Origin of the sequence: Streptomyces sp. NPDC090106, assembly GCF_044747265.1 — a bacterium.
In the GTDB taxonomy this organism is placed as follows: Bacteria; Actinomycetota; Actinomycetes; order Streptomycetales; family Streptomycetaceae; genus Streptomyces.
The window spans coordinates 189,825-213,009 of sequence record NZ_JBIVDS010000014.1 but is presented as its reverse complement, the minus strand read 5'-3'; the positions used below and the strand labels follow the sequence as shown (position 1 = coordinate 213,009).

Genomic DNA, 23,185 nt, shown 5'->3' with positions numbered 1-23,185 from the left:
TCCCCCTGGGACGGCGGTCGGTCGACGGATCCGAACGGGCGCTCCCCCGGTTGCGGCGGGCCGCGCCGTTCGACGACCGGATCATGTGCCGCCGTCCGTCCCGCCCGCCAGGAGATCCGGCCGTCCAGGGACGCTGGAACGTTCGCACCCACTGTGACCTGCGAGAACAGGGGGTGCCTGGAACGGCGGTCCGGGACGCGGCCGGGCCCCGGACGGGACGGAACCTACGGCGCTTCCCGCAGCCCCCGCGCCAGCACCTCCGCCAGATGCCGTCCCCGTACGCCCGCCAGCTGCTCCAGCTGGGTCCGGCAGGAGAAGCCGTCCGCGAGGACCACCGTGCCCTGCGCGGCCTCCCGTACCGCCGGGAGGAGCTGGTCCTCGGCGCAGGCCGACGACACCTCGAAGTGGCCCTTCTCGAAGCCGAAGTTGCCCGCGAGCCCGCAGCAGCCCCCGGCCAGCTCACCGGTCAGGCCCGCCGCCTCGCGCAGCCGCCGGTCGGCCGTGTCACCGAGGACCGCGTGCTGGTGGCAGTGGGTCTGGCCGGTGACCGGGCGGTCCAGGCGGGGCGGGGTCCAGTCGGGGGCGAGGCGCTCCAGGGCCTCGGCGAAGGTCAGGACCCGGTCCGCGAGCCGCCGTGCCCGCGGGTCGTCGTGCAGCAGCTCGGGCAGGTCGGTGCGGAGCGCCGCCGCGCAGCTCGGTTCGAGGACGACGACCGGGAGGCCGGCCGCCAGGACCGGCGCCATCAGGTCGAGGGTGCGGCGCAGCACCTCGCGGGCGCGGTCGAGCTGGCCCGTGGAGACATAGGTCAGACCGCAGCAGACCCGGCCCCGGCGGGCGGTGAGCGGGCTGAAGAGGGAGGTGGGGCGCAGGGTGGGCGGCAGGACCACGCCGAGGCCCGCCGCCTCCAGGACCCGGACGGCCGCGCGGCCCACCTCGGGCGAGAGATGCTCGGTGAAGGTGTCGGGCCACAGCACCACCCGGCGGGCCGTGTCCGCGGCGCCTCTCCGGCCGCGCCACCAGCGGCTGAACGTCCGGGTCGCCAGCCGCGGAATCCGCCGCTCCGCCGCCACTCCGCCCAGCCGTTTGCCCAGCGACGCCAGCACCCGTACCGAGGCGAGGGCGTTGACCAGCCGTGCCGTCCGGGTCAGCGCCACCGCGCGCAGCCACACCGGCAGCCGGCCCATGGTGTGGTGGGCGGCCGGCCGGCGGCGCCCCGCGTAGTGGTGGTGCAGGAACTCCGCCTTGTAGGTGGCCATGTCGACCCCGACGGGGCAGTCCGTGCGGCAGCCCTTGCAGGACAGGCACAGGTCCAGCGCGTCGCGGACCTCCGTCGAGCGCCAGCCGTCGGTGACGACCTCGCCCGCGAGCATCTCGTGCAGCAGCCGGGCCCGGCCCCGGGTGGAGTGCTCCTCCTCGCCGGTGGCGCGGAAGGACGGGCACATGACGGCCGGGCCGGACGCCGACGTCGTACGGCACTTGGCGACGCCGACGCAGCGGCGGACCGCGGCCGTGAAGTCGCCGCCGTCGGCGGGGTAGCCGAAGGCGACGTCGACGGGTTCGCGGGGCAGGACGGAGAAGCGCAGCCCGGAGTCGAGGGGCAGCGGGCGGACCAGCATGCCCGGGTTGAGCAGGCCGTCCGGGTCCCAGAGGTGTTTCGCGCGTTCGAAGAGGGCCACCGTCCCGGTGCCGTACATGCGCGGCAGGAGTTCCGCGCGGGCCTGCCCGTCGCCGTGCTCCCCGGAGAGCGAGCCGCCGTGGGAGACCACCAGGTCGGCGAGGTCCTGCGAGAAGCGGCGGAAGCGGGCGACCCCGGGCGCGGTCAGCAGGTCGAAGTCGATGCGGACGTGGATGCACCCGTCACCGAAGTGTCCGTACGGCGTTCCGCGCAGCCCGTGCTCGCCGAGCAGGTCCCTGAAGTCCCGCAGGTAGGGGCCCAGTCGGGCCGGTGGCACCGCGCAGTCCTCCCAGCCGGGCCAGGCCTCCGTACCGTCCGGCATCCGGGTCGCGGTGCCGGAGGCGTCCTCGCGGATGCGCCACAGGGCCCGTTGGGCGGCCGGGTCGGTGACCACCAGGGCGTCGAGGGCGTCGGCGGCGCGCACGATCGTCTCCGCACGCGCGCGTGCCTCGGCCCCGGTGTCGCCGCCGGTCTCCACGAACAGCCAGGCGCCGCCGCGCGGCAACGCGACCGCCGAGGGCACCAGGTCGGCCGCCATGCCCTCCACCGTCAGGGGGCGATGGGGCAGGAGCCCGGCGGCGGCCTCGGCGGCCGCGCCTTCGTCCGGGTATCCCAGAACGGCGAGGGCACGCGCGCGCGGTGCCGCGACCAGCCGTACCTCGGCCTGCGTGAGGACGGCCCAGGTGCCCTCGGTGCCGCAGAAGGCGCGGGCCACGTCGGCGCCGCGCTCCGGGAGCAGCGCGTCCAGGGCGTATCCGGAGATGCGGCGGGGCAGGTCGGGGAAGCCGGTGCGCAGGCGGGCCAGTTCGCCGTCCACCAGCTCCCGCAGTCCGGCCGGGGCGCCCGCCCAGTCCGTTCCCAGGCGCAGCCGGTCGCCCCGGACGGTCGTCACGTCCAGTCCGTGGACGTTGTCCGCGGTCGTCCCCCACGCCACGCTGTGTGACCCGCAGGAGTTGTTGCCGATCATCCCGCCGAGGGTGCAGCGGCTGTGCGTGGAGGGGTCGGGGCCGAAGCGCAGGCCGTGCGGGGCGGCGGCCTCCTGGAGGCGGTCCAGGACGAGACCGGGCTGGACGACGGCGGTGCGCGCGCCGGGGTCGAGGGCGAGCAGCCGGTTCATGTGCCGGGCGAGGTCCAGGACCACGCCGGTTCCCGTGGCCTGCCCGGCGATGGACGTACCGCCCCCACGTGGGACGACGGGCACCTCATGGGTCCGGCACACCTGGAGCACGGCCGCCACGTCGTCGGCGTCCCGTGGCGCGACCACTCCCAGCGGTACCCGCCGGTAGTTGGACGCGTCCATGGTCGTGAGCGCCCGGGCCGTGACACCGAAGTCGACCTCGCCCCGGACCGCGGCGCGCAGGTCCGCCGCGAGAGCCGTCACTGGATCCGTCATGGGTCAAGCATGCATCCCGCTACTGACAGTGACCGTTCCCGGAGCGCGAAAACGGCCCCGGACCAGCGGATCCATGGCCGGATCCTGTGAACGCCTCCAGAACCTTTCCAATTCGATCACGAACTCTCATATAGTGCTCGCCAGTTGAGCAACAGGTGTCGCTAATCGCCCAGGAACCCGACTGAGGACCAATTTCATGACCGCCCCCACCCTGCCCGGCGATCGCCCCAGCCTCCGTACCCTCGCGCCCGCGCCGCTGCTCACCGCCGTCCTGGCCGCGGTCGCGGTCGTCGGAGCGGTCGCCGCGGCACCCGCCTCCGTACGGGTCCCCCTGGCGTGCGGCGCGGGCGCGGGCGCGCTGCTGCTGACCGTCGCCGTGGCCGTGGCCGCACACGCCTTCCAGACCGCCCGGACCACCCGCCGCCGGCTGGAGGCGGTCACCCTGGACGCCGGCCGGCTGCTCCAGGACCGGGCCCGCCAGCGCACCGAGTTCGAGCAGGAGCGCACCCGGCTGACGGACGACGCCCTGACCGAGCAGGCCCGCCTGACCACCGCCCTCGCCGAGGAACGCGGCCGGCTGAACCGCGAACTCGTCGACGAACGCGACCGCTTCACCCAGGAGTTCGCCGAGGAACGCGACCGGCTGACGGACCGGTACACCGAGGAGAACGCGCGCCTGATGAGCGAGTACGCCGAGGAGCGCGTACGGCTCACCGCCGAGGTCACCCGGCTCACCGCCCAGGCCCGGCAGGCCGCCCACGAACGGGCCGCCGCGGTCGCCGCGACCGCCAACGCGGCGGGCCGCATGCAGGCCCTGTCCACCGGCATGCTCGCCGACCTGCGCGCCATGGAGGAGCGGCACGACGACCCGGCCGTCCTCACCGACCTGCTCCACCTCGACCACCGCACCGCCCAGGCGGGCCGGCTCGCCGACTCCGTCGCCGTGCTCGCGGGCGCCCGCTCGGGACGGCGCTGGGCCCGCCCCATCGCCATGGAGTCCATCCTGCGCGGCGCGATGGGCCGGATCAGCGGCTACCAGCGGGTGCGGGTGCACTCCGCCAGCGAGGCCGCCGTCGCCGGGCACGCCGCCGAGGGCGTGATGCACGCGCTCGCCGAACTCCTCGACAACGCCGCCAATTTCTCCCCGCCCACCGCCGAAGTCCACGTGTACGTCGAGGAGGTGCCCGCCGGGGTCATCGTCTCCGTCGAGGACAGCGGCCTGGTCATGGGCGAGGTGCAGCTGCGCCGCGCCGAGAAGGCCGTCTCCGGCGAGGGCGAGGGGCTCGGCGGTCTCACCGGCACCCGGCTCGGCCTCGCGGTCGTGGGGCGGCTGGCCCGGCGGTACGGCCTGAAGGTCTCCTACCGGCCCTCCGCGCGCGGCGGAACCGGCGTGCTGCTGCTCGTCCCGCAGGACATCCTCGTCGCCGATCCGTACGCCAAGCGCCCCGCCACCCCCGACACCCTCGCCGCGCTCCCCGGGACACCGGCCGCGGACGGCGCCCGGCCGCCGGCCCCGGACGCCGGAACGCCGGAACCGTCCGACGCCGCCTCCGGCACCGTCGACGACGAGCACGCCACGGCCGACGCCGCCCCGGACCCCGTCCCCGCGCACGGCGCCCCCGACCGGGCCGCCGTCCCCGCCCCCGACGGGCTCACCGGCCGCTTCCCCGACCCCCTGTCCGAGCGTCCGGCCGCCGCCCTGCCCGACGGTCTGCCCAAGCGGCGCCGCGGCCGGGCGCTGGCCCAGGCGGAACGCGAGCGCGAGAAGGCACGCGCGCGTGTCCGGGCCGACGACTACACGCCGCCCGCGGGGGAGGCGCCCGCCGCCGCCCAGGACGACCCGCCGACCCGCGCCGCCCGCTTCAGCAGCTTCCGCAAGGCCGTCCGCGGCTCCCTGTCCGACCAGGGCGACCCGACGGGCACGACGGCGACGGACACGGCGACGGACACGGCACCCCCGCGACCGAGCACGGCGGACGAGCCGGCCGGCACCCCCGCGCCGGCCACCGCAGACACCCCCTCATCCCACCCGCACCCGGAAGGCGATCCCACCTCATGACCGGCACGACCACCGCCGACGAGAAGCTCACCTGGCTCATCGAGGGCCTCCTCGAGCGCACGCCGGGCGCGCGGCACGCGCTCGTGCTGTCCCGGGACGGGCTCAAGCTGTGCCGGACCCCGGAGCTCTCCGTCGACCAGGCCGACCAGCTCGCCGCGATCTCCGCCGGCATCCAGGCCCTGTCCCAGGGCGCCTCCGTCGAGTTCGGGGACGGCAGCGGCGGAGTCCGCTCGGCCATGACCGAGTTCTACGGCGGTGTGCTGTTCATCGTCGAGGCGGGACAGGGCGCGCATCTGGCCCTGGTGACCACCGAGGAGGCGGACGCGGGCCTGGTCGGGCACAACATGAGCGAACTGGTCGAGCAACTCGGCGCACACCTGACCGCTCAGCCCCGTACCTCATGAGCCGCCCCGGCAGGGACGATTCGCCCGACCGGCTCTACACCCTCACCGGCGGCCGTGCCGAGTCCGGCCCCGACAGCCCGTTCGACCTGGTGACGCTGGTGGTCGCCGAGTGCGATCCGACGCCCGGCATGCCGTCGGAGCACGCGTCGATCCTTCGGATCACCCACCTCCCCACCGCTGTGGTCGAGCTGGCCGCCGAGCTGAAGCTCCCGGTGTCCATCACCAAGATCCTGCTCGGCGACCTCCTCGCGGCGGGCCGCGTCAGCGCCCGCCACCCCCGCAAGGCAGTCGTCCCCGATCCCGACGTCCTGGAACAGGTGCTCGTTGGACTCCGCAATCTCTGACGCGCGCACCCCACTGGGTGCCACCGCCGACAACGGCCTGAAGATCGTCGTCGTCGGCGGCTTCGGCGTCGGCAAGACCACGCTGGTCCGCTCGGTCAGCGAGATACGTCCCCTCAACACCGAGGAGACGATGACCCAGGCCGGCGCGGCCGTCGACGACATCAGCGAGGTGCGCGACAAGACCGCCACCACCGTCGCCTTCGACTTCGGCCGCATCACCCTGGACGCCCGCAACGTGCTGTACCTGTTCGGGGCGCCGGGACAGGAGCGGTTCTGGTTCCTGTGGGACCGGCTGTTCTCCGGGACGCTCGGCGCGGTCGTCCTCGTCGACACCCGCCGCATCGACGACTCCTGGTACGCGATCGACCGGCTCGAACACCACGGCACGCCGTTCATCGTGGCCTGCAACGACTTCGGCGGCCCGGCCTACGCGCCCTCGCAGATCCGCGAGGCCCTCGACCTCGACCCGGACATCCCGCTGCTCGACTGCGACGCCCGCTCGCGGGCCTCCGGCAAGCAGGTCCTGATCAGTCTCGTCGAGCACGTCCAGCGCCGGTACGCCGGCCGTTCCCCGGCCCAGCACGAGGAGTTGGCCCTGTGACGCCCCCCATCCCCCTGAGCGGCCCCCGGTTCCAGGCCGACCCCGGCGACCTGTACCGGGAGATGCGGCGCAGGCACGGCTCCGTCGCGCCCGTCATCCTCGACGGCGACATACCGGCGTGGCTCGTCGTCGGCTACCGCGAACTGCACCAGGTGACGGGCGACCCGGTGCTCTTCAGCCGGGACTCCGAGCTGTGGAACCAGTGGGACCGCATCCCGGACGACTGGCCGCTGCTGCCGATGATCGGCCGCAAGCAGCCCTCGATCCTCTACACGGTCGGCGAACGCCACCGTGAGCGCGCGCAGATGATCAGCGACGCCCTGGAGGCCGTGAACCCCTCCGAACTGCGGGCGTTCGCCGAGCAGTTCGCCGACGAGCTGCTCGACGCGATCTGCGCCAAGGGCGAGACGGACATCATCGGCGAGTACGCCATGCTGCTGCCCGTGCGGGTCCTCGCCCGGCTCTACGGGTTCACCGACGAGCAGGGCCCCGGCCTGGTGACCGCGCTCAACGACATGATCAACGGCACCGAGCGGGCCATCGAGGGGCAGATCCACCTCGCCGGCTCCATGGCGCAGCTGCTGGCCGACCGGAAGGCCGCGCCCGCCGACGACGTCGTCTCGCGGATGCTCGCGCACTCCAGCGGCTTCACCGACGAGGAGATCGCGCAGGACCTGATGGTGATGATGGCGGCGGGCCACCAGCCCACCGCAGACTGGATCGGCAACTCGCTGCGGCTGATGCTGACCGACGACCGGTTCGCGGCCTCCCTGTTCGGCGGCCGGCACAGCGTCGGCGAGGCGATGAACGAGGTGCTCTGGGAGGACACCCCCACCCAGAACGTGGCGGGCCGCTGGGCCTCCCGCGACACCCAGCTCGGGGGCCGCCGCATCCGCGCCGGCGACCTGCTGCTGCTCGGCCTCCAGGGCGCCAACTCCGACCCCCAGGTGCGCACCGACGGCTCGGAGCTCACCGGCGGCAACAACGCCCACTTCTCCTTCGGCCACGGCGAGCACCGCTGTCCGTTCCCGGCGCAGGAGGTCGCGGAGGTCATCGCCCGGACGGGCATCGAGGTCGTCCTGGACCGCCTCCCCGACATCGACCTGGCCGTCCCGGCGGACGAGCTCACGCGCCGCCCCTCGCCGTGGCTGCGCGGCCTGAGGGCCCTCCCGGTGAAGTTCACCCCGGTCCCGGCGGCCTGAACCACCGGGCCGTGCGACGCGCCCGCGGCGGGACACACCGCCGCGGGCCCGCTCCCTCCCTTCACCCACCCGAGCCGGGACCCGCGCGCCGATCCGCCCGCCCTCCCGGCTCCCCGGCACGCCGGGCCTCCCGCGCCCGCCGCGCCCCTCCCGTCCGCGTCCCGGGTCACCCCCGCACGACGCCCCGCCCGACTCACCCCTGCCCATGGAGGCGCCCCGATGAGCACCGGCACCGAAGAGACCCGCATCGCCCTCGACCCGTTCGTCACCGACCTGGACGGCGAGAGCACCAGGCTCCGCGAGGCCGGGCCGCTGGCCGCCGTGGAACTCCCCGGCGGGGTCCCCGTCTGGGCGGTGACCCACCACGCCGAGGCGAAACAGCTGCTCACCGATCCACGCCTGGTGAAGGACATCGAGGTCTGGGGCGCCTGGCGGCGCGGCGAGATCCCCGCCGACTGGCCGCTGATCGGGCTCGCCAACCCGGGCCGCTCCATGCTCACCGTGGACGGCGCCGACCACCGCCGGATGCGCACCCTGGTCGCCCAGGCACTCACCCCGCGCCGGGTGGAGCGGATGCGGGAGCGCATCACCAAGCTCACCGAGGGGCTCCTCGACAGCCTCGCCAAGACCGAGGGGGACGTCGTCGACCTCAAGTCGGTCTTCGCCTACCCCCTGCCGATGTACGTCATCGCCGACCTGATGGGCCTCGCCGAGGAGAGGCTGCCGCGGCTGAAGGAGCTGTTCGAGAAGTTCTTCTCGACGCAGACCCCGCCCGAGGAGGTCATCGCCACCCTGATGGAGCTGGCGGGCATCATGGCCGAGACGGTCGCCGCCAAGCGCGCGGAGCCGGGGGACGACCTGACCTCGGCCCTCATCCAGGCCTCGGAGGACGGCGACCACCTCACCGACGAGGAGATCGTCTCCACGCTCCAGCTCATGGTCGCGGCCGGCCACGAGACGACGATCTCCCTCATCGTCAACGCGGTGGTCCAGCTCTCCCTCCACCCCGACCAGCGGGCCCTGGTCCTGGCCGGCGAGGTCGACTGGTCCTCGGTCGTCGAGGAGACCCTGCGCCACTCCACGCCCACCTCGCACGTCCTGATCCGCTTCGCCACGGAGGACGTCCCGGTCGGCGACAAGGTCATCCCCGCGGGTGACGCACTGATCGTGTCGTACGCCGCGATCGGCCGCGACGAGAAGGCCCACGGCCCCTCCGCGGGCGACTTCGACGTCTCCCGCACCTCGGAGAACCGCCACATCTCCTTCGGCCACGGCCCCCACGTCTGCCCCGGCGCGGCCCTCTCCCGACTGGAGGCGGGCGTCGCCCTCCCGGCCCTCTACGAGCGCTTCCCCGCCCTCGACCTCGCGATCCCCGCGACCGAGCTCCGCAACAAGCCGGTGGTCACCCAGAACGACCTGTTCGAACTGCCCGTCCGGCTCGGCGCGCCCGACGCGGACCCCCGTCTGCCGTAGCTCCTCACCGGTCCACGAGCCGGAGGCCGTCGTCTCATCGAACGGACACGTTTCCGTCCCGTTTCACCGAGGCGATACCCTCCGGCTCGTGGCTGAGATCCAGATTCCCGCTGACATCAAGCCCGCCGACGGTCGATTCGGCGCGGGCCCCTCCAAGGTGCGGACGGAGGCGCTGGACGCCCTGGCCGCTACGGGTACGTCCCTGCTCGGCACCTCCCATCGCCAGGCCCCGGTGAAGAACCTGGTCGGCGAGGTCCGTGAGGGCATCAGTGCGCTGTTCTCCCTCCCCGAGGGCTACGAGGTCGTCCTCGGCAACGGCGGCTCCACCGCGTTCTGGGACGTCGCGACGCACGGCCTCATCGAGAACAGGTCGCAGCACCTGAACTTCGGCGAGTTCAGCTCCAAGTTCGCCAAGGCCGCGAAGCTCGCCCCGTGGCTGGCCGAGCCGACCGTCATCGCCTCCGACCCGGGCACCCACCCGGAGCCGGCCGCCGAGGCGGGCGTCGACGTCTACGCCTTCACCCACAACGAGACCTCCACCGGTGTCGCCGCGCCCGTCCAGCGCGTCGCGGGCGCGGACGAGGGCTCCCTGGTCCTGGTCGACGCCACCTCCGGCGCGGGCGGCCTCCCGGTCGACATCGCCGAGACGGACGTCTACTACTTCGCCCCGCAGAAGTCCTTCGCCTCCGACGGCGGCCTGTGGATCGGCGTCTTCTCCCCCGCCGCGATCGAGCGTGCCGAGCGGATCCACGCCTCCGGCCGGCACATCCCGGAGTTCTTCTCGCTGCCCACCGCGATCGACAACTCCCGCAAGAACCAGACGTACAACACCCCGGCCCTCTCGACCCTCTTCCTGCTCAACGAGCAGCTGAAGTGGATCAACGGCCAGGGCGGCCTCGCCTTCTCGACGGGCCGCACCAAGGACTCCTCCACCCGCCTGTACGGCTGGGCCGAGGAGTCCAAGCACGCCACCCCGTTCGTCACGGACCCGGCCAAGCGCTCCCAGGTCATCGGCACGATCGACTTCGCGGACGAGATCGACGCCGCCGCGATCGCCAAGGTGCTGCGCGCCAACGGCGTCGTCGACACCGAGCCGTACCGCAAGCTCGGCCGCAACCAGCTGCGCGTCGCCATGTTCCCGGCGATCGACCCGGCGGACGTCGAGGCGCTGACGCGGTGCATCGACTACGTCATCGAGAAGCTGTAGCCGTCCCCGTACGACGGTGAGGGGCGCCCGGTGAGCACACCGGGCGCCCTTTCTCACGTGGCCGTGCAGGTCACGCTCGGCACGCCTCCGCCCCCGGGCGCCCCGCCGAACCCGAGGCTCGCCGAACCACCCACCGCGACGGCCCCGTTGTGCGCGGCGTTCACCGCCGTCACCGTCGCACCGGACTGGGTGTAGGACGCGTTCCACATGTTCGTCACCTGCTGCGCGCCGCTCCAGGTCCAGCTCACCTTCCAGGAACTGAGCGCGGTGCTCCCGGAGTTGGTCACCTTCACCTCGGCGTTGAAGCCGCCGCCCCAGTCGCTGCTGACGGTGTAGGCGGCGGTGCAGGCGGCCGCGGAGCCCCCGCCACCGCCTCCTCCGCCACCGCCGCCCGCCGGGAAGCCGGGCGCCTTCACGCTCGCCAGATAGCCGTCCTTCACCGTGTCCACGGTCTGCCAGTCGTCCTTCAGGATTCCCCCGGTGTCACCGGAGTTGGGGTTCCAGGACCAGAAGGTCCAGTGGAAGGAGTCGGAGCCGTAGGTCGCGGTGGGGCGGAGATACTCCACGAGGGCCGCGAGCCAGCGCTGGTCGACCGTGGAGGCGAGCGTGGTGCCGAACTCGCCGACCCAGACCGGGGCGATGTTCTGCTTGAAGATGTAGCCCCAGTACTTGTCCCAGATGCCCGGCATGTTGGCGGGGAAGGACGGGTCGCTGAACCAGCTCTGCTGCGCCACGCTGGTCGCGTAGTCGTGGGCGGAGTAGACGACCCGGTTCGCCACGTCCAGTTGCACGGGGTACTGGGCGACGCCCATCAGGTTGCCGCCCCACCACCCGGAGACCCCGCCCACGGTCTGCACGCCCTCCACGAAGACCAGCAGCTCCGGGTTGACGGCGAGGACGGCGTTGCCGGCCCGCTGGGCGGCCAGCCGCCAGTCCAGGGCCGTGTCCCCGCAGCCCCAGCAGGCCGGGTCGTGGGGTTCGTTGTGCAGGTCGATGCCGATGACGGTGTCCTGGCCGAGGTAACGCGTCGCGAGCGCGCGCAGGTTGGCGATCCAGGTCGACTCCGGCACCGCCGCCGTGTACCAGAGCGCCGACTGGCCGCCCGAGTCGGGCCGGTGCCGGTCCAGGACGACCTTGAGACCGTCCTGGCCGGCGTAGGCGACGATCCGGTCCAGGACCTGGAGGGAGGTCAGACCCTGGAGGTCGGCGTTCTTGCCGCCGCTGAAGTCGATGCTGTCGGGGACGGTGCCGGACTTGAGGATGTCGTCGCTGAACGGGATGCGGAGGGTGTTGTAGCCCAGCGATCTCATCTGGTCGATCATGCTCTTGTAGTCGCGTGACCAGAGGCCGTGGACCACGTGGTTGGAGGTCTCGAAGCCGAACCAGTTGATCCCGGCGATCCGGACCGGCTGTCCGGCCGCGTCCAGGATCTGCCGGCCGCTGGTGTGCCAGTAGCCGGCACCGGCCTCGGCCTGGACCTCGGCCTCGGCGCCCTGGGCCGCCGGAGCGCCGGCCAGGAGCGGCAGGAGAAGCGCCGCCGCGCACAACGCTCTTCGCAAGGTGCGGAACATGTCGCTGCTTCCTCTCGGGAGCCGCGGGCCCGGAACGGATGGGAGCGCTCCCACTTCCCGCGTCTCCTATGGAAGTCAGGTCACTGGGACACGTCAAGACACCTGACGTCACTTGCCGCCCGGACCGGTCCCCGGGCACCCCGGCGGGGGCGTCACTCGCGCCGGGGACGTCACTCACGCCGGGGACGTCACTCACGCCGGGGGCGCAGGAGCCGGCGCAGCCCGAGGAACGCGAGCACGACGGCCGCCACGGCCACGGCGCCGACCTTCACACCGCCGCCGTCGTCGTCACCGGACTGCGCGGAACTCCCGCCGCCCGAAGGCGACTTGGACCCGGAACCGGCGTCGCCGGGGGCGTCCTGCGCCTCGACCTCGCTGTCGGCGCCCTCCATGCCGAGGAGGATCTTCGTGCCGTCGGCGGAGTAGGAGACGGACTCCCCCTGCCCCAGGGGCACACTGATCCGCCCCTTCCGCTCCGGCTTCCCGCCGTTCCAGTCGTACCAGATCCCCCCGAAGTACCCGCGCACGACCAGCTGTTGCCCGTCGGGGGAGAACGCGGCGTCGGTGGCCCACAGGTCGATGGGGGCGACCGGCTCGAAGACGTTGGTGCCGGAGGCGGAGAGCTCGGCGGGCCCCGCGTAGAGATGGCCGCCGTCCTCCTGCTTGTCGATGATGTACACGCGCCCGGTCTTCGGGTGCACGACCATCGACTCGGCGTCGCGCGAACCGTCGGTGTACTTCACGACGTACTGCGTGGCCCGCACCGTCTGGTCCACCAGCTTCTTGGGCTCGGGCAGCCGGTAGATCCACACGTACGGCCAGGAGACGCCGTCGTTGTCGCCGATGTCCCCGACGTAGATCTCGTTGTCGGGCCCGATGGAGATCGCCTCGACGTCCCGCTGCTGCCCGACCCCGGCGAGCGTGATCCGGGCGACCGTCTTCCCGGTGGAACTGTCGACGGCGTACAGATAGCTGCCGCTGTCCTGGTCGTTGTGGGTCCAGTAGACGCCCGGATGCTGCCGGGAGGCGGCGAGGCCGCTGGACTCGGTGATCCTGGGGTCGGTGATGGTGAACCCGTCGTCCCCGTCGGCGGCGGACGCGGCGGCGGGGAGCAGGGCGAAGACACCCGTGAGGAGGACCCCGGCGAACAGGGCGAGCGGTCGGCGCATACGGCCAAGCCTGCCATCCGCCGGGGGCCGGGTGCGTGTCCGGCCTCACACCTCGTCACCCCCTGCCGCCCCGGGAGATCGTCCATCATGAGCGGATGCTCAGGTTCATGCCCGTCGGTGACTCCATGACCATCGGCAGCGCCGGCGAACACACATGGCGTTACCGCCTCTGGGAACACCTGCGCGACACGTACGGCGGCCCGTTCACCCTGGTCGGCCCCCGCGAGACGCTCCACGACAAGGCCACGGACACCCCGACGTCCCACGCGTACGCCGACCCGGACTTCCCCCGCGCCCATCTGGCCGGCTGGGGCGAGGGCTGGCTCCACATGGCACCCCTGATCGGCGACGCGGTCCGCGCCCACCGGGCGGACGTCCTGCTCGTCTCGCTCGGCCTGATCGACCTGGGCTTCTACACCAACGCGGAGCAGACCGCGGAGAACGTCCGCCGTTTCGTGGCGGAGGCGCGCGGGGCCGACCCCCGCGTCCGGATGGTGCTGCTGCCGGTGATCCACAACACCAAGGCCGAGGACGACCCGCTCTTCGCCGCCCAAGTGGCCCGGTTCAACGAGCTGTTGGCGAAGACGGCCGCCGACCTGGACGAGCCCCGCTCCCCGCTCCTGCTCGCCTCCCCGCCACCGTCGTACGACTTCCGCCACGACACCTACGACGGCACCCACCCCAACACGGCGGGCGAACACCGCATCGCGGCGGCCTTCGCGGACGCGATGCACCAGGCATGGGCCCTGGGCGAGCCGTACACCGGCGGGCACTTGCCTAGAGCGCACTCCACGCCGTTGGCTTGACGGTCATGAGGTACACACAGCTCGGACGTACGGGACTCAAGGTCAGCCGACTGGTCCTCGGGACCATGAACTTCGGTCCGCAGACCGACGAGGCCGACTCGCACGCGATCATGGACGCGGCGCTGGACGCGGGAATCAACCTCTTCGACACGGCCAACGTCTACGGGTGGGGCGAGAACAAGGGCCGGACCGAGGAGATCATCGGCAACTGGTTCTCACAGGGCGGCGACCGGCGCGACAAGGTCGTCCTCGCCACCAAGGTGTACGGCAACATGGGCCTCGACGGGCCCGCGTGGCCCAACCACGACAAGCTCTCGGCGCTCAACATCCGGCGGGCGGTCGACGCCAGCCTCCAGCGGCTGCGCACGGACCACATCGACGTCTACCAGTTCCACCACGTCGACCGTGACACGCCCTTCGAGGAGATCTGGCAGGCGATCGACGCCCTGGTCCAGCAGGGCAAGATCCTGTACGCCGGATCCTCCAACTTTCCCGGCTACAAGATCGCCCAGGCGAACGAGACCGCGAAGGCGCACGGCCGGGTCGGGCTCGTCAGCGAGCAGTGCCTGTACAACCTCTTCGAGCGGCGGGCCGAGATGGAAGTCATCCCGGCGGCCGAGGAGTACGGGCTCGGGGTGATCCCCTGGTCGCCGCTGCACGGCGGCATGCTGGGCGGGGTCATCAAGAAGGAGGTCCAGGGCGGCCGGCGCACGTCCGGCCGTACGGCGGAGGCGCTCGCCGATCCCGCGGTGCGCGCGCAGATCCAGTCGTACGAGGATCTGCTCGACAAGCACGGGCTGGAGCCGGGCGAGGCCGCGCTGGCCTGGCTGCTGACCCGGCCGGGCGTGACCGGCCCGATCGTGGGCCCGCGCACGGCCGAACAGCTCGCCTCGGCGGTCCGGGCGAGCGAGCTGGACCTCGGCGAGGACGTCCTCACCGCGCTGGACGAGATCTTCCCGGGCCCCGGCCCGTCACCGGAGGCCTTCGCCTGGTGACCGTCCGCCCCTGACAGCGGCGGCCCTCACTTCCCGAGGGCCGCCGCGAGGGCCACGACGACGAACATCAGCACGAGCGCACCGGCCATGATCCGGTTCCGGGTTTTGGGATCCACGCCACCGACCCTAACGCCCCCCCGCCCGGGGGCCGACGATCGAGTGCCCCGTACCGGCTCCGCTCCCCGGCACCAGCGGATCGCCCCCGCACAAGCACCGACTCCCCCGCCGACGGACTCCACCCGCTCAGCCCCACGAGCACCCCCACCACCGTCCGGCCCGCCCAAGCCCCGGGAGCGCCTGCGCCCACCGACCCCCGCCTCGAAGCCACACCGGCCGCGGGGCCGGCCTCATCCGAAGACCGGCCCGCCCCAGGACCGACGGGCGACCAGCCCGCACCGGAGCCGCTCCCCCGCCACCCCCGACACCGGCAGACCACCCCGCACAAGCCCCGACTTCCGTGGCGGGGTCGCGCCCCGGGCCCCGGCGGGTCGCTGCACGCCGGGGCGGGGACGGGCGTGTGGCTGTCAGGCGGACGGTGGGCCGCTCAGGGGCCACCGGGCGACCGGCTCGTAGCGGGGCTGCTCCCCGGCCACCCCCGACACCGGGAGGTTGCTGCGGACGAGGGTCAGCTCGTCGGCCGTCCAGGTGCGGCCGGTGAAGGGGGCGAGTGTCCGGACGTACGGGCTCACGTCCGTGTCGGTGCGGCTGCGGGCGAGGGTGAGGTGGGGGGTGTAGCGGCGGTGGTCGGCCATGGGGACGCCTGCCTTGCGGGCGGCGGCCTCCGTGCGGGCCGCGAGGAGGCGCAGGGTGTCGGTGTCGCCGGTCGCCCCGGTCCACAGGGCGCGGCCCCGGCCGAACTGTCCGGACCCGTGCAGCGCGAGCGGGAAGGGGGCCGTGCGGTGGGCGGCCCGGGCCAGGCGGGCGGTGAGGTCCGGGACGGTGCCGTCGTCGACCTCGCCGTAGAAGGCGAGCGTGAAGTGCCAGCCCGGGCGGCCGGTCCAGCGCAGCTCGTCCGCGCCGGGCAGTGCCCTCAACGCCTGGACGGCGTCGGCGAGTTCGGCGGCCACGTCCGGCGGCGGCAGCACGGCCGCGAAGAGTCTCATGGCCTCACCCTGCCACCATGGGCGCATGGAGATCACGATCAGGAACGGCACTCCCGACGACATCCCCGCGATACTCGGCATGCTCGACAGCAGCGTGGAGTGGCTGGTCGCGCAGGGCCGCACCGGGCAGTGGGGGACGCAGCCGCTGTCGCGGAACGCCGGGACCGTCGAGTCGGTGACCCGGTACCTGCGGGAGGACGCCACCTTTCTCGCCGAGGCCGACGGGGTGCCCGTCGCGACGCTCTCCCTCACCGACGGGCCCGGCGCCTATCTCGCCCATCTGGACCCCGGCGAGCCCGAGCGCTACATCCACTGGCTCGCCTCCGACCGCCGCTACCGCGGCCACGGCATCGGCGGTGCCCTGCTCGCCCACGCCGCCGAGGAGACCCGGCGGGCGGGGGTCTCCCTGCTGCGGGTGGACTGCTACGCCGGGGACGACGGCAAGCTGGTGCGGTACTACGAGGCCGAAGGCTTCTCCCGGGTGGAGGCGTTCACCGTCGGCGAGCGGAACTGGCCGGGCCAGTTGCTCGCCCGCCGGGTGTGACACCGTCCCCGCACCCCGGCCGAGGGGTGCGGGGACGGACGTCCCGAAAGCGAGGGCTCACGCCACCGCGGCCAGTTCCTCGCGCGGCACGAAACGCACCTGCGGATGCCCGCGGTGCCAGCCCACGGCCAGTCTGAGGTTGCCGACCCGGGCCAGCACGAGCCCGATCACGATCGCGGCCCCCGCGGCGACGGCACCGCCGGCGGCCAGCCCGGCCCGGACCCCGTACGCGTCGGTGATCCAGCCCGCGATGGGCGCCCCGAGCGGCGCGCCGCCCATGAACACCATCATGTAGAGGGACATGACCCGGCCGCGCATGGCCGGGTCGGTGCCCAGCTGGACGCTGCTGTTGGCGGTGACGTTGACGGTCATGCCGAACATGCCGATGGGGACCATCAGCAGGGCGAACAGCCACAGCTCAGGGGCGAGCGAGGCCACGATCTCCAGCGCGCCGAAGGCGACCGCCCCCGCCACCAGCACCCGCATCCGGGCGGTGCCGCGACGGGCGGCGAGCAGGGCGCCCGCGAGGGAGCCCAGCGCCATCATGATGTTGAAGAGGCTGTAGGAACCGGCTCCCGCGTGGAAGACGTCGTCCGCGAAGGCCGAGAGGTACACGGGGAAGTTGAAGCCGAAGGTGCTGACGAACCCGACGAGGACGATGGTCCAGATCAGGTCCGGCCGCCCGGCGACGTAGTGCAGTCCCTCCCGCAGCTGGCCCTTGCCGCGCGGCGAGCGCTCGACGGCGTGCAGCTCGCGCGAGCGCATGAGGAGCAGTCCGGCTATGGGCGCAACGAAGCTGAGGCCGTTGAGCAGGAACGCCCATCCGGTGCCGACCCCGGTGATCAGGACACCGGCGACGGCCGGGCCGACGAGCCGGGCGGACTGGAAGTTGGCGGAGTTGAGGCTGACCGCGTTCTGCACCTGCTCGGGGCCGACCATCTCGGAGACGAAGGTCTGCCGGGCCGGGTTGTCGACGACGGTCGCGAGTCCGACGGCGAACGCCGCCAGGTACACGTGCCAGACCTCGACATGGCCGGTCAGGGTGAGGAAGGCGAGCGCGAGGCCGGTGAGCGCCATCGCCGACTGGGTGACCAGCAGCGTGGGGCGCTTGGGGAGCCGGTCCACCAGGACGCCGCCGTAGAGGCCGAAGAGCAGCATCGGCAGGAACTGGAGGGCCGTCGTGACACCTACGGCGGTCGCGGAGCCGGTGAGGCTGAGGACCAGCCAGTCCTGAGCGATGCGCTGCATCCAGGTGCCGGTGTTGGAGACGACCTGGCCGGCGAAGAACAGCCGGTAGTTGCGGATCTTCAGGGAACTGAACATCGAGGACTTGCGGGTGTCCCCGACGGGGGTGGTGACGGACGGTGCGGGGGCGGAAGCTGCTCCGGATCCCGTACTCAACGTGGGTTCGCCTCCTCGTGGCGCGGCTTACAGGTGGGCGAGCTTCTCCAGCACGGGGGCGGCGGCGCGCAGTTTCGCCCACTCGTCCTCGTCGAGACCGTCGACGAGGGTGGCCAGGAAGGCGTTGCGCTTGGCGCGGCTCTCGGCGAGCATCGCCTCGGCCTGTTCCGTCTTCGTGACGACCTTCTGGCGCCGGTCCTCGGGGTGCGGCTCCAGCCGGACGAGACCCTTGGCCTCCAGCAGCGCGACGATGCGGGTCATCGACGGCGGCTGGACGTGCTCCTTGCGGGCGAGTTCGCCCGGGGTGGCCTGGCCGCACAGGGACAGGGTGCCCAGGACCGACATCTCGGTCGGGCTGAGCGATTCGTCGACCCGCTGGTGCTTGAGTCGGCGGGACAGTCGCATCACGGCTGAGCGCAGGGAGTTCACGGCGGCGTCGTCGTCGCCATGGGTAAGGTCCGGCATCTCTTTAGGGTAACTCATTACTCTCGCTAAACAAGCTCGTGTGCGCATCGATTCCCGTGAGTCCCGCCACTGAAACCGGATCATCACTCGTACGGGTGAGACGGAAGCGGAAAGTGAACGGCGCGCCTCCGCGACCCGGACCCTCGTGTCCATGGGGACCAGCGTGCTCAGCCTGCGGATAGACGGGGAGCTGCTCGACCGGCTCCGGGACCATGCGGCCAAAAGGGGAATGAGCGTCCAGGACTATGTCGTCCGGACGCTCATTCGAGATGACTTCGACGAGCGGTTCCAGACCGCCGTCGAGGAGACAGAGAAGTTCTACGGGCGCACCTAGAGCCCGTCCGGGCCCCGGGCGGGGCCCTTCCTACGTCAGGCCCAGGGCCGGCATCAGGTAGTAGAAGGCGAAGACGGCGGAGACGACGTACATCGCGGCGGGGATCTCCTTGCCCCGCCCGGCCGCCAGGCGCAGCACCACGAAGGTGATGAAGCCCATGCCGATGCCGTTGGTGATGGAGTAGGTGAACGGCATCATCACCATGGTGATGAAGGCGGGGATCGCGATCGTGTGGTCGGCCCAGTCGATCTCCTTGACCGAACCGGCCAGGATCAGGAAGCCGACCGCGAGCAGCGCCGGGGTGGCGGCCTGGGACGGGACCATCGTGGCGACCGGGGTCAGGAACAGGGCGACGACGAAGAGGCCGCCGGTGACCAGGTTGGCGAAGCCGGTGCGCGCTCCCTCGCCGACGCCCGCGGTGGACTCGACGAAGGCGGTCGTCGCCGACGAGCTGCTCGCGCCGCCCGCCGCGACCGCGAGGCCGTCGACGAACAGGACCTTGTTGATGCCGGGCATCTGGCCGTCGGCGTCGGTGAGCTTGGCCTCGTCGGAGACGCCCATGATCGTGCCCATCGCGTCGAAGAAGCACGACAGCAGGACCGTGAAGACGAACAGGATGCCGGTCAGCACGCCGACCTTGCCGAAGCCGCCGAAGAGGCTGAAGTCGCCGACCAGGCCGAAGTCGGGGCTGGCGACCGGGTTGCCGGGCCACTTCGGGGTCGTCAGACCCCAGGACGGCACCGTGGCGACGGCCTCGATGATCATCGCGAGGACGGTCATGGCGACGATCGAGATCAGGATCGCGCCGGGGACCTTGCGGACGATCAGCGCGAGGGTGAGCAGCGCGCCCAGCACGAAGATGAGCACCGGCCAGCCGTTGAGGTGACCGTCGCCGCCGAGCTGGAGCGGGACCGTGGTCTGGGCGGCGTCCGGGATGCGGGAGACGAAGCCGGAGTCGACGAGTCCGATCAGCATGATGAACAGGCCGATACCGATCGAGATGGCCTTGCGCAGCCCGAAGGGCACCGCGTTCATCACGCGCTCGCGCAGACCGGTGGCGACCAGCAGCATCACGATGAAGCCGGCCAGGACGACCATGCCCATCGCGTCGGGCCAGGACATCCGGGGCGCGAGCTGGAGCGCCACGACCGAGTTCACGCCGAGGCCGGCGGCCAGGGCGATCGGGACGTTGCCGATGACACCCATGAGGAGGGTGGTGAAGGCGGCGGTCAGGGCGGTGGCGGTGACGAGCTGGCCGTTGTCGAGCTGATGGCCGTACATGTCCTTCGCGCTGCCGAGGATGATCGGGTTCAGCACGATGATGTAGGCCATCGCGAAGAAGGTGGCGAAACCACCGCGGACCTCACGCGCGAGCGTGCTGCCACGCTCCGAGATCTTGAAGTAGCGGTCGAGGGCCGTGGTGGGCATTTGGCATTTCCTACGAACAGAACCGGTCAGGAGCAAACCGTTTCAGTATGAACACATAAACCGCCCGTTAGCTATCTCCGCGCGTAGACCCGGGAGCGGACGACCGTGTCGGCCCAGCCGGGACCGCCTCGTAAGCTGTGTCCATGGCGAAGTGGACACCCACGCACGAGGCGCCGGAGCCCCTTGAGGGCCCCGTGGTCGCCACCATCACCGGCGGCACGATCCTCTGGTTCGCCCTCTTCCTCGTCCAGCTCCCCTTCTACGGCTGGTTCGACGACCACGGGCGCCTGTGGTGGCTGTGGACCTGCCTGGCCGGCGGGGGCCTCGGACTGATCGGCGTCTACTACGTCCGCAGGCGCGACGCGGCCATCAAGAGGGCGACCGCGGTAGGAGACGAAAGCCCCTAGCTCATCCGCAGGTCGGATCTTCCGCGCACTCGGCGGGTGAAGCCGTAAATCCGCACGTACCGTCGAGTGCATGACGCACATCGACGCGGGCGCCGAACTCGATCCTGTGCATCCCGTACCCGTCCCCGTGAGCGTGGGCGGACTCACCTCGGCCGAGGTCGCCGAGCGGATCGCGCGCGGTGAGATCAACGACGTGCCGGTGCGCAGCAGCCGGTCCATGGCCGACATCGTGCGGGCCAACGTCTTCACCCGGTTCAACGCGATCATCGGCGTGCTCTGGCTGGTGATGCTGTTCGTCGCGCCGTTCCAGGACAGCCTGTTCGGATACGTCATCCTCGCCAACACCGGCATCGGCATCATCCAGGAGTGGCGGGCGAAGAAGACCCTGGACTCCCTGGCCGTGATCGGCGAGGCCCGCCCGACGGTACGGCGCGACGGCGCGGCCGTGGAGGTCGGCACCTCCGAGATCGTGCTGGACGACCTGATCGAGATCGGACCCGGCGACAAGGCCGTGGTCGACGGGGAGTGCGTCGAGGCCGACGGCCTGGAGATCGACGAGTCCCTGCTCACCGGCGAGGCCGACCCCGTGGTCAAACGGCCCGGGGACCAGGTCATGTCGGGCAGTTTCGTCGTCGCGGGCGGCGGCGCGTTCCGGGCGACCAAGGTGGGCCGCGAGGCGTACGCCGCCCAGCTCGCCGAGGAGGCGTCCCGGTTCACGCTCGTCCACTCCGAGCTGCGCTCCGGCATCTCCACCATCCTCAAGTACGTGACGTGGATGATGATCCCGGCCGCGACCGGTCTGGTCATCACCCAACTGGTCGTCAAGAACAACGAACTGAAGGACGCCATCGCCCGCACGGTCGGCGGGATCGTCCCGATGGTCCCGGAGGGGCTGGTCCTGCTCACCTCCGTGGCCTTCGCCATAGGCGTCATCCGGCTTGGCCGGAAACAGTGCCTGGTCCAGGAGTTGCCCGCCATCGAGGGGCTCGCCCGCATCGACACCGTCTGCCTCGACAAGACGGGCACGCTGACCGAGGGCGGCATGGACGTCACCGAGCTGCGGCCCCTGAACGGCAGCGACGAGGCCTACGTCCGCAAGGTGCTGGGCGCCCTCGGGGAGTCCGACCCGCGGCCCAACGCCTCCCTCGCCGCGATCATCGAGGCCTACCCGGACGCCGAGGACTGGCGCTGCACCGAGTCGCTCCCCTTTTCCTCCGCCCGCAAGTACAGCGGGGCGGCCTTCAGCGAGGGCAGCGGCGTGACCAGCACCTGGCTGCTGGGCGCCCCGGACGTGCTGCTCGGCGCCGACGACCCGGCGCTCGCGGAGACCGGGCGGCTCAACGAACAGGGGCTGCGGGTGCTGCTGCTGGCGCGGGCGGCCCGGGACCTGGACGATCCCGAGGTCGCCCGGGGCGCCGCTCCGGCCGCGCTCGTCGTGCTGGAGCAGCGGCTGCGGCCCGATGCCGCCGACACCCTGCGCTACTTCGCCGAGCAGGACGTCAGCGCGAAGGTGATCTCCGGTGACAACGCGGTGTCCGTGGGCGCGGTCGCCGCCAAGCTGGGCCTGGAGGGGGCGACGGTCGACGCGCGGCACCTGCCCGCCGACCGCGAGGAGATGGCGCGGGCCCTCGACGAGGGCACCGTGTTCGGGCGGGTCACCCCGCAGCAGAAGCGGGACATGGTGGGCGCGTTGCAGTCCCACGGGCACACCGTCGCGATGACCGGCGACGGCGTCAACGACGTCCTCGCCCTCAAGGACGCCGACATCGGGGTGTCCATGGGGTCGGGCTCGGAGGCGACCCGGGCCGTCGCGCAGATCGTGCTGCTCAACAACAGCTTCGCGACGCTGCCCTCGGTGGTGGCCGAGGGGCGCCGGGTCATCGGCAACATCACCCGGGTGGCGACGCTGTTCCTGGTCAAGACCGTCTACTCGGTGCTGCTGGCCGTGCTGGTGGTGTGCTGGCAGATCGAGTACCCGTTCCTGCCCCGCCATCTGACCCTGCTGTCGACGCTGACCATCGGCGTCCCCGCCTTCTTCCTCGCCCTCGCCCCCAACAAGGAGCGCGCGAAACCCCACTTCGTGCGGCGGGTCATGCGGTACTCCGTGCCGGGCGGGCTGGTGGCCGGGGTGGCGACCTTCGTGACGTACCTGATCGCCCGTCACCACTACACGGGCTCCGGCTCGCTGGGCGCGGAGACGAGTGTGGCGACGCTGACCCTGTTCCTGATCTCCATGTGGGTGCTGGCGATCGTGGCCCGGCCCTACACCTGGTGGCGGGTGCTGCTGGTCGCCTCGATGGGGGCCGGGTTCCTGCTGGTGCTGGTGGTGCCGTGGCTCCAGGACTTCTTCGCCCTGAAGCTCGTCGGGGTGACCATGCCCTGGCTGGCGGTGGCCATCTCGGCGGTGTCGGCGGCCGTCCTGGAGTTCCTGTGGAGATGGGTCGACCGCCGCTTCCCCGCGTGACGCTCCGCGGGAGGACGGGGGCTGCCGGGCCCGGCGGTCGACCGCGGGCCCGTCGTGGCCGTTCGCGCGGTTCCCCGCGCCCCTGAAAGAACGAGGCCGGCCCCGGGAAACCCCGGGACCGGCCTCGGAACGTACCGCTG

General features: G+C 72.2%; 20 protein-coding genes. 13 read left to right on the top strand and 7 right to left on the bottom strand.

Annotated elements, in window-relative coordinates:
* Positions 1–224: 224 nt before the first annotated feature.
* Positions 225–3,068 carry an FAD-binding and (Fe-S)-binding domain-containing protein gene (locus tag ACIPSE_RS37100; RefSeq protein ID WP_401671772.1) on the bottom strand — a complete coding sequence of 948 codons (2,844 nt, stop codon included), beginning with the start codon at positions 3,066–3,068 and terminating at the stop codon, positions 225–227.
* Positions 3,069–3,264: 196 nt separating this feature from the next.
* On the opposite strand from ACIPSE_RS37100, the gene ACIPSE_RS37095 reads away from it, so the two are divergent.
* The 7 genes from ACIPSE_RS37095 to serC all read left to right on the top strand — a co-directional run bounded on the left by ACIPSE_RS37095 (position 3,265) and on the right by serC (position 10,358).
* Positions 3,265–5,127: an ATP-binding protein gene (locus ACIPSE_RS37095; protein WP_401671770.1), complete on the top strand. Its 1,863-nt coding sequence runs from the start codon at positions 3,265–3,267 to the stop codon at positions 5,125–5,127.
* The gene (locus tag ACIPSE_RS37090) at positions 5,124–5,531 is read left to right on the top strand and encodes a roadblock/LC7 domain-containing protein (protein ID WP_401671768.1); all 408 of its coding nucleotides are present in this window, start codon (positions 5,124–5,126) and stop codon (positions 5,529–5,531) included. The genes ACIPSE_RS37095 and ACIPSE_RS37090 overlap by 4 nt, the downstream gene beginning before the upstream one ends.
* Positions 5,528–5,875, top strand: a complete 348-nt coding sequence (locus ACIPSE_RS37085) for a DUF742 domain-containing protein (RefSeq protein WP_401671766.1) — start codon at positions 5,528–5,530, stop codon at positions 5,873–5,875. The genes ACIPSE_RS37090 and ACIPSE_RS37085 overlap by 4 nt, the downstream gene beginning before the upstream one ends.
* The gene (locus ACIPSE_RS37080) at positions 5,856–6,476 is read left to right on the top strand and encodes a GTP-binding protein (RefSeq protein ID WP_401671763.1); all 621 of its coding nucleotides are present in this window, start codon (positions 5,856–5,858) and stop codon (positions 6,474–6,476) included. The genes ACIPSE_RS37085 and ACIPSE_RS37080 overlap by 20 nt, the downstream gene beginning before the upstream one ends.
* On the top strand, positions 6,473–7,678 hold the full coding sequence (locus ACIPSE_RS37075; protein WP_401671761.1) for a cytochrome P450: 1,206 nt from the start codon (positions 6,473–6,475) through the stop codon (positions 7,676–7,678). Before ACIPSE_RS37080 ends, ACIPSE_RS37075 begins: the two co-directional genes overlap by 4 nt.
* Before the next feature lie 219 nt (positions 7,679–7,897).
* Complete coding sequence (locus ACIPSE_RS37070; RefSeq protein ID WP_401671758.1) at positions 7,898–9,151, top strand: cytochrome P450; 1,254 nt, start codon at positions 7,898–7,900, stop codon at positions 9,149–9,151.
* An 88-nt stretch (positions 9,152–9,239) separates the two neighbouring features.
* Positions 9,240–10,358 (top strand): phosphoserine transaminase, encoded by a 1,119-nt coding sequence (gene serC, locus ACIPSE_RS37065; protein WP_401671755.1) that lies wholly within the window; start codon positions 9,240–9,242, stop codon positions 10,356–10,358.
* Positions 10,359–10,411: 53 nt separating this feature from the next.
* On the opposite strand, the gene ACIPSE_RS37060 is transcribed toward serC, so the two are convergent.
* Positions 10,412–11,929 (bottom strand): cellulase family glycosylhydrolase, encoded by a 1,518-nt coding sequence (locus ACIPSE_RS37060; protein ID WP_401671753.1) that lies wholly within the window; start codon positions 11,927–11,929, stop codon positions 10,412–10,414.
* A 188-nt stretch (positions 11,930–12,117) separates the two neighbouring features.
* Positions 12,118–13,098: a WD40 repeat domain-containing protein gene (locus ACIPSE_RS37055; protein ID WP_401671751.1), complete on the bottom strand. Its 981-nt coding sequence runs from the start codon at positions 13,096–13,098 to the stop codon at positions 12,118–12,120.
* 95 nt (positions 13,099–13,193) lie between these two features.
* Here ACIPSE_RS37055 and ACIPSE_RS37050 point away from each other — a divergent pair, with 95 nt between their 5' ends.
* Both ACIPSE_RS37050 and ACIPSE_RS37045 read left to right on the top strand, forming a co-directional pair.
* Positions 13,194–13,904, top strand: coding sequence for a GDSL-type esterase/lipase family protein (locus ACIPSE_RS37050; RefSeq protein WP_401671749.1), 711 nt, complete (start codon positions 13,194–13,196; stop codon positions 13,902–13,904).
* A 5-nt stretch (positions 13,905–13,909) separates the two neighbouring features.
* The gene (locus tag ACIPSE_RS37045) at positions 13,910–14,899 is read left to right on the top strand and encodes an aldo/keto reductase (protein ID WP_401671747.1); all 990 of its coding nucleotides are present in this window, start codon (positions 13,910–13,912) and stop codon (positions 14,897–14,899) included.
* Between the two features lie 524 nt (positions 14,900–15,423).
* On the opposite strand, the gene thpR is transcribed toward ACIPSE_RS37045, so the two are convergent.
* Complete coding sequence (gene thpR, locus ACIPSE_RS37040; protein WP_401671745.1) at positions 15,424–16,002, bottom strand: RNA 2',3'-cyclic phosphodiesterase; 579 nt, start codon at positions 16,000–16,002, stop codon at positions 15,424–15,426.
* 25 nt (positions 16,003–16,027) lie between these two features.
* Here thpR and ACIPSE_RS37035 point away from each other — a divergent pair, with 25 nt between their 5' ends.
* Entirely contained in the window at positions 16,028–16,546 is a 519-nt protein-coding gene (locus ACIPSE_RS37035) for a GNAT family N-acetyltransferase (RefSeq protein WP_401671743.1), read from the top strand.
* Between the two features lie 57 nt (positions 16,547–16,603).
* Here ACIPSE_RS37035 and ACIPSE_RS37030 read toward each other — a convergent pair whose 3' ends face one another.
* Both ACIPSE_RS37030 and ACIPSE_RS37025 read right to left on the bottom strand, forming a co-directional pair.
* On the bottom strand, positions 16,604–17,947 hold the full coding sequence (locus tag ACIPSE_RS37030) for an MFS transporter (RefSeq protein ID WP_401671741.1): 1,344 nt from the start codon (positions 17,945–17,947) through the stop codon (positions 16,604–16,606).
* A 27-nt stretch (positions 17,948–17,974) separates the two neighbouring features.
* Entirely contained in the window at positions 17,975–18,412 is a 438-nt protein-coding gene (locus ACIPSE_RS37025) for a MarR family winged helix-turn-helix transcriptional regulator (protein ID WP_401671738.1), read from the bottom strand.
* 151 nt (positions 18,413–18,563) lie between these two features.
* Between ACIPSE_RS37025 and ACIPSE_RS37020 the strand changes: the two genes are divergently transcribed.
* Positions 18,564–18,746 carry a ribbon-helix-helix protein, CopG family gene (locus ACIPSE_RS37020; protein WP_401671735.1) on the top strand — a complete coding sequence of 61 codons (183 nt, stop codon included), beginning with the start codon at positions 18,564–18,566 and terminating at the stop codon, positions 18,744–18,746.
* Positions 18,747–18,776: 30 nt separating this feature from the next.
* Here the strand turns inward: ACIPSE_RS37020 and ACIPSE_RS37015 are convergent, their stop codons facing one another.
* Complete coding sequence (locus ACIPSE_RS37015; RefSeq protein WP_401671734.1) at positions 18,777–20,174, bottom strand: NCS2 family permease; 1,398 nt, start codon at positions 20,172–20,174, stop codon at positions 18,777–18,779.
* 143 nt (positions 20,175–20,317) lie between these two features.
* Here ACIPSE_RS37015 and ACIPSE_RS37010 point away from each other — a divergent pair, with 143 nt between their 5' ends.
* Positions 20,318–20,581 carry a DUF2530 domain-containing protein gene (locus ACIPSE_RS37010; RefSeq protein WP_401671732.1) on the top strand — a complete coding sequence of 88 codons (264 nt, stop codon included), beginning with the start codon at positions 20,318–20,320 and terminating at the stop codon, positions 20,579–20,581.
* Between the two features lie 70 nt (positions 20,582–20,651).
* On the top strand, positions 20,652–23,045 hold the full coding sequence (locus tag ACIPSE_RS37005) for an HAD-IC family P-type ATPase (RefSeq protein WP_401671729.1): 2,394 nt from the start codon (positions 20,652–20,654) through the stop codon (positions 23,043–23,045).
* Positions 23,046–23,185 lie beyond the last annotated feature (140 nt).

Bases quoted from the DNA above. Each gene is read 5' to 3' on its own strand.
- ACIPSE_RS37060 (WP_401671753.1), bottom strand. From the start codon at position 11,929: ATGTTCCGCACCTTGCGAAGAGCGTTGTGCGCGGCGGCGCTTCTCCTG.
- ACIPSE_RS37025 (WP_401671738.1), bottom strand. From the start codon at position 18,412: ATGCCGGACCTTACCCATGGCGACGACGACGCCGCCGTGAACTCCCTG.
- ACIPSE_RS37055 (WP_401671751.1), bottom strand. From the start codon at position 13,098: ATGCGCCGACCGCTCGCCCTGTTCGCCGGGGTCCTCCTCACGGGTGTC.
- ACIPSE_RS37020 (WP_401671735.1), top strand. From the start codon at position 18,564: ATGGGGACCAGCGTGCTCAGCCTGCGGATAGACGGGGAGCTGCTCGAC.
- ACIPSE_RS37035 (WP_401671743.1), top strand. From the start codon at position 16,028: ATGGAGATCACGATCAGGAACGGCACTCCCGACGACATCCCCGCGATA.
- ACIPSE_RS37090 (WP_401671768.1), top strand. From the start codon at position 5,124: ATGACCGGCACGACCACCGCCGACGAGAAGCTCACCTGGCTCATCGAG.
- ACIPSE_RS37050 (WP_401671749.1), top strand. From the start codon at position 13,194: ATGCTCAGGTTCATGCCCGTCGGTGACTCCATGACCATCGGCAGCGCC.
- ACIPSE_RS37085 (WP_401671766.1), top strand. From the start codon at position 5,528: ATGAGCCGCCCCGGCAGGGACGATTCGCCCGACCGGCTCTACACCCTC.
- ACIPSE_RS37045 (WP_401671747.1), top strand. From the start codon at position 13,910: ATGAGGTACACACAGCTCGGACGTACGGGACTCAAGGTCAGCCGACTG.
- thpR (WP_401671745.1), bottom strand. From the start codon at position 16,002: ATGAGACTCTTCGCGGCCGTGCTGCCGCCGCCGGACGTGGCCGCCGAA.
- ACIPSE_RS37010 (WP_401671732.1), top strand. From the start codon at position 20,318: ATGGCGAAGTGGACACCCACGCACGAGGCGCCGGAGCCCCTTGAGGGC.
- ACIPSE_RS37005 (WP_401671729.1), top strand. From the start codon at position 20,652: ATGACGCACATCGACGCGGGCGCCGAACTCGATCCTGTGCATCCCGTA.
- ACIPSE_RS37015 (WP_401671734.1), bottom strand. From the start codon at position 20,174: ATGCCCACCACGGCCCTCGACCGCTACTTCAAGATCTCGGAGCGTGGC.
- ACIPSE_RS37070 (WP_401671758.1), top strand. From the start codon at position 7,898: ATGAGCACCGGCACCGAAGAGACCCGCATCGCCCTCGACCCGTTCGTC.
- ACIPSE_RS37095 (WP_401671770.1), top strand. From the start codon at position 3,265: ATGACCGCCCCCACCCTGCCCGGCGATCGCCCCAGCCTCCGTACCCTC.
- ACIPSE_RS37100 (WP_401671772.1), bottom strand. From the start codon at position 3,068: ATGACGGATCCAGTGACGGCTCTCGCGGCGGACCTGCGCGCCGCGGTC.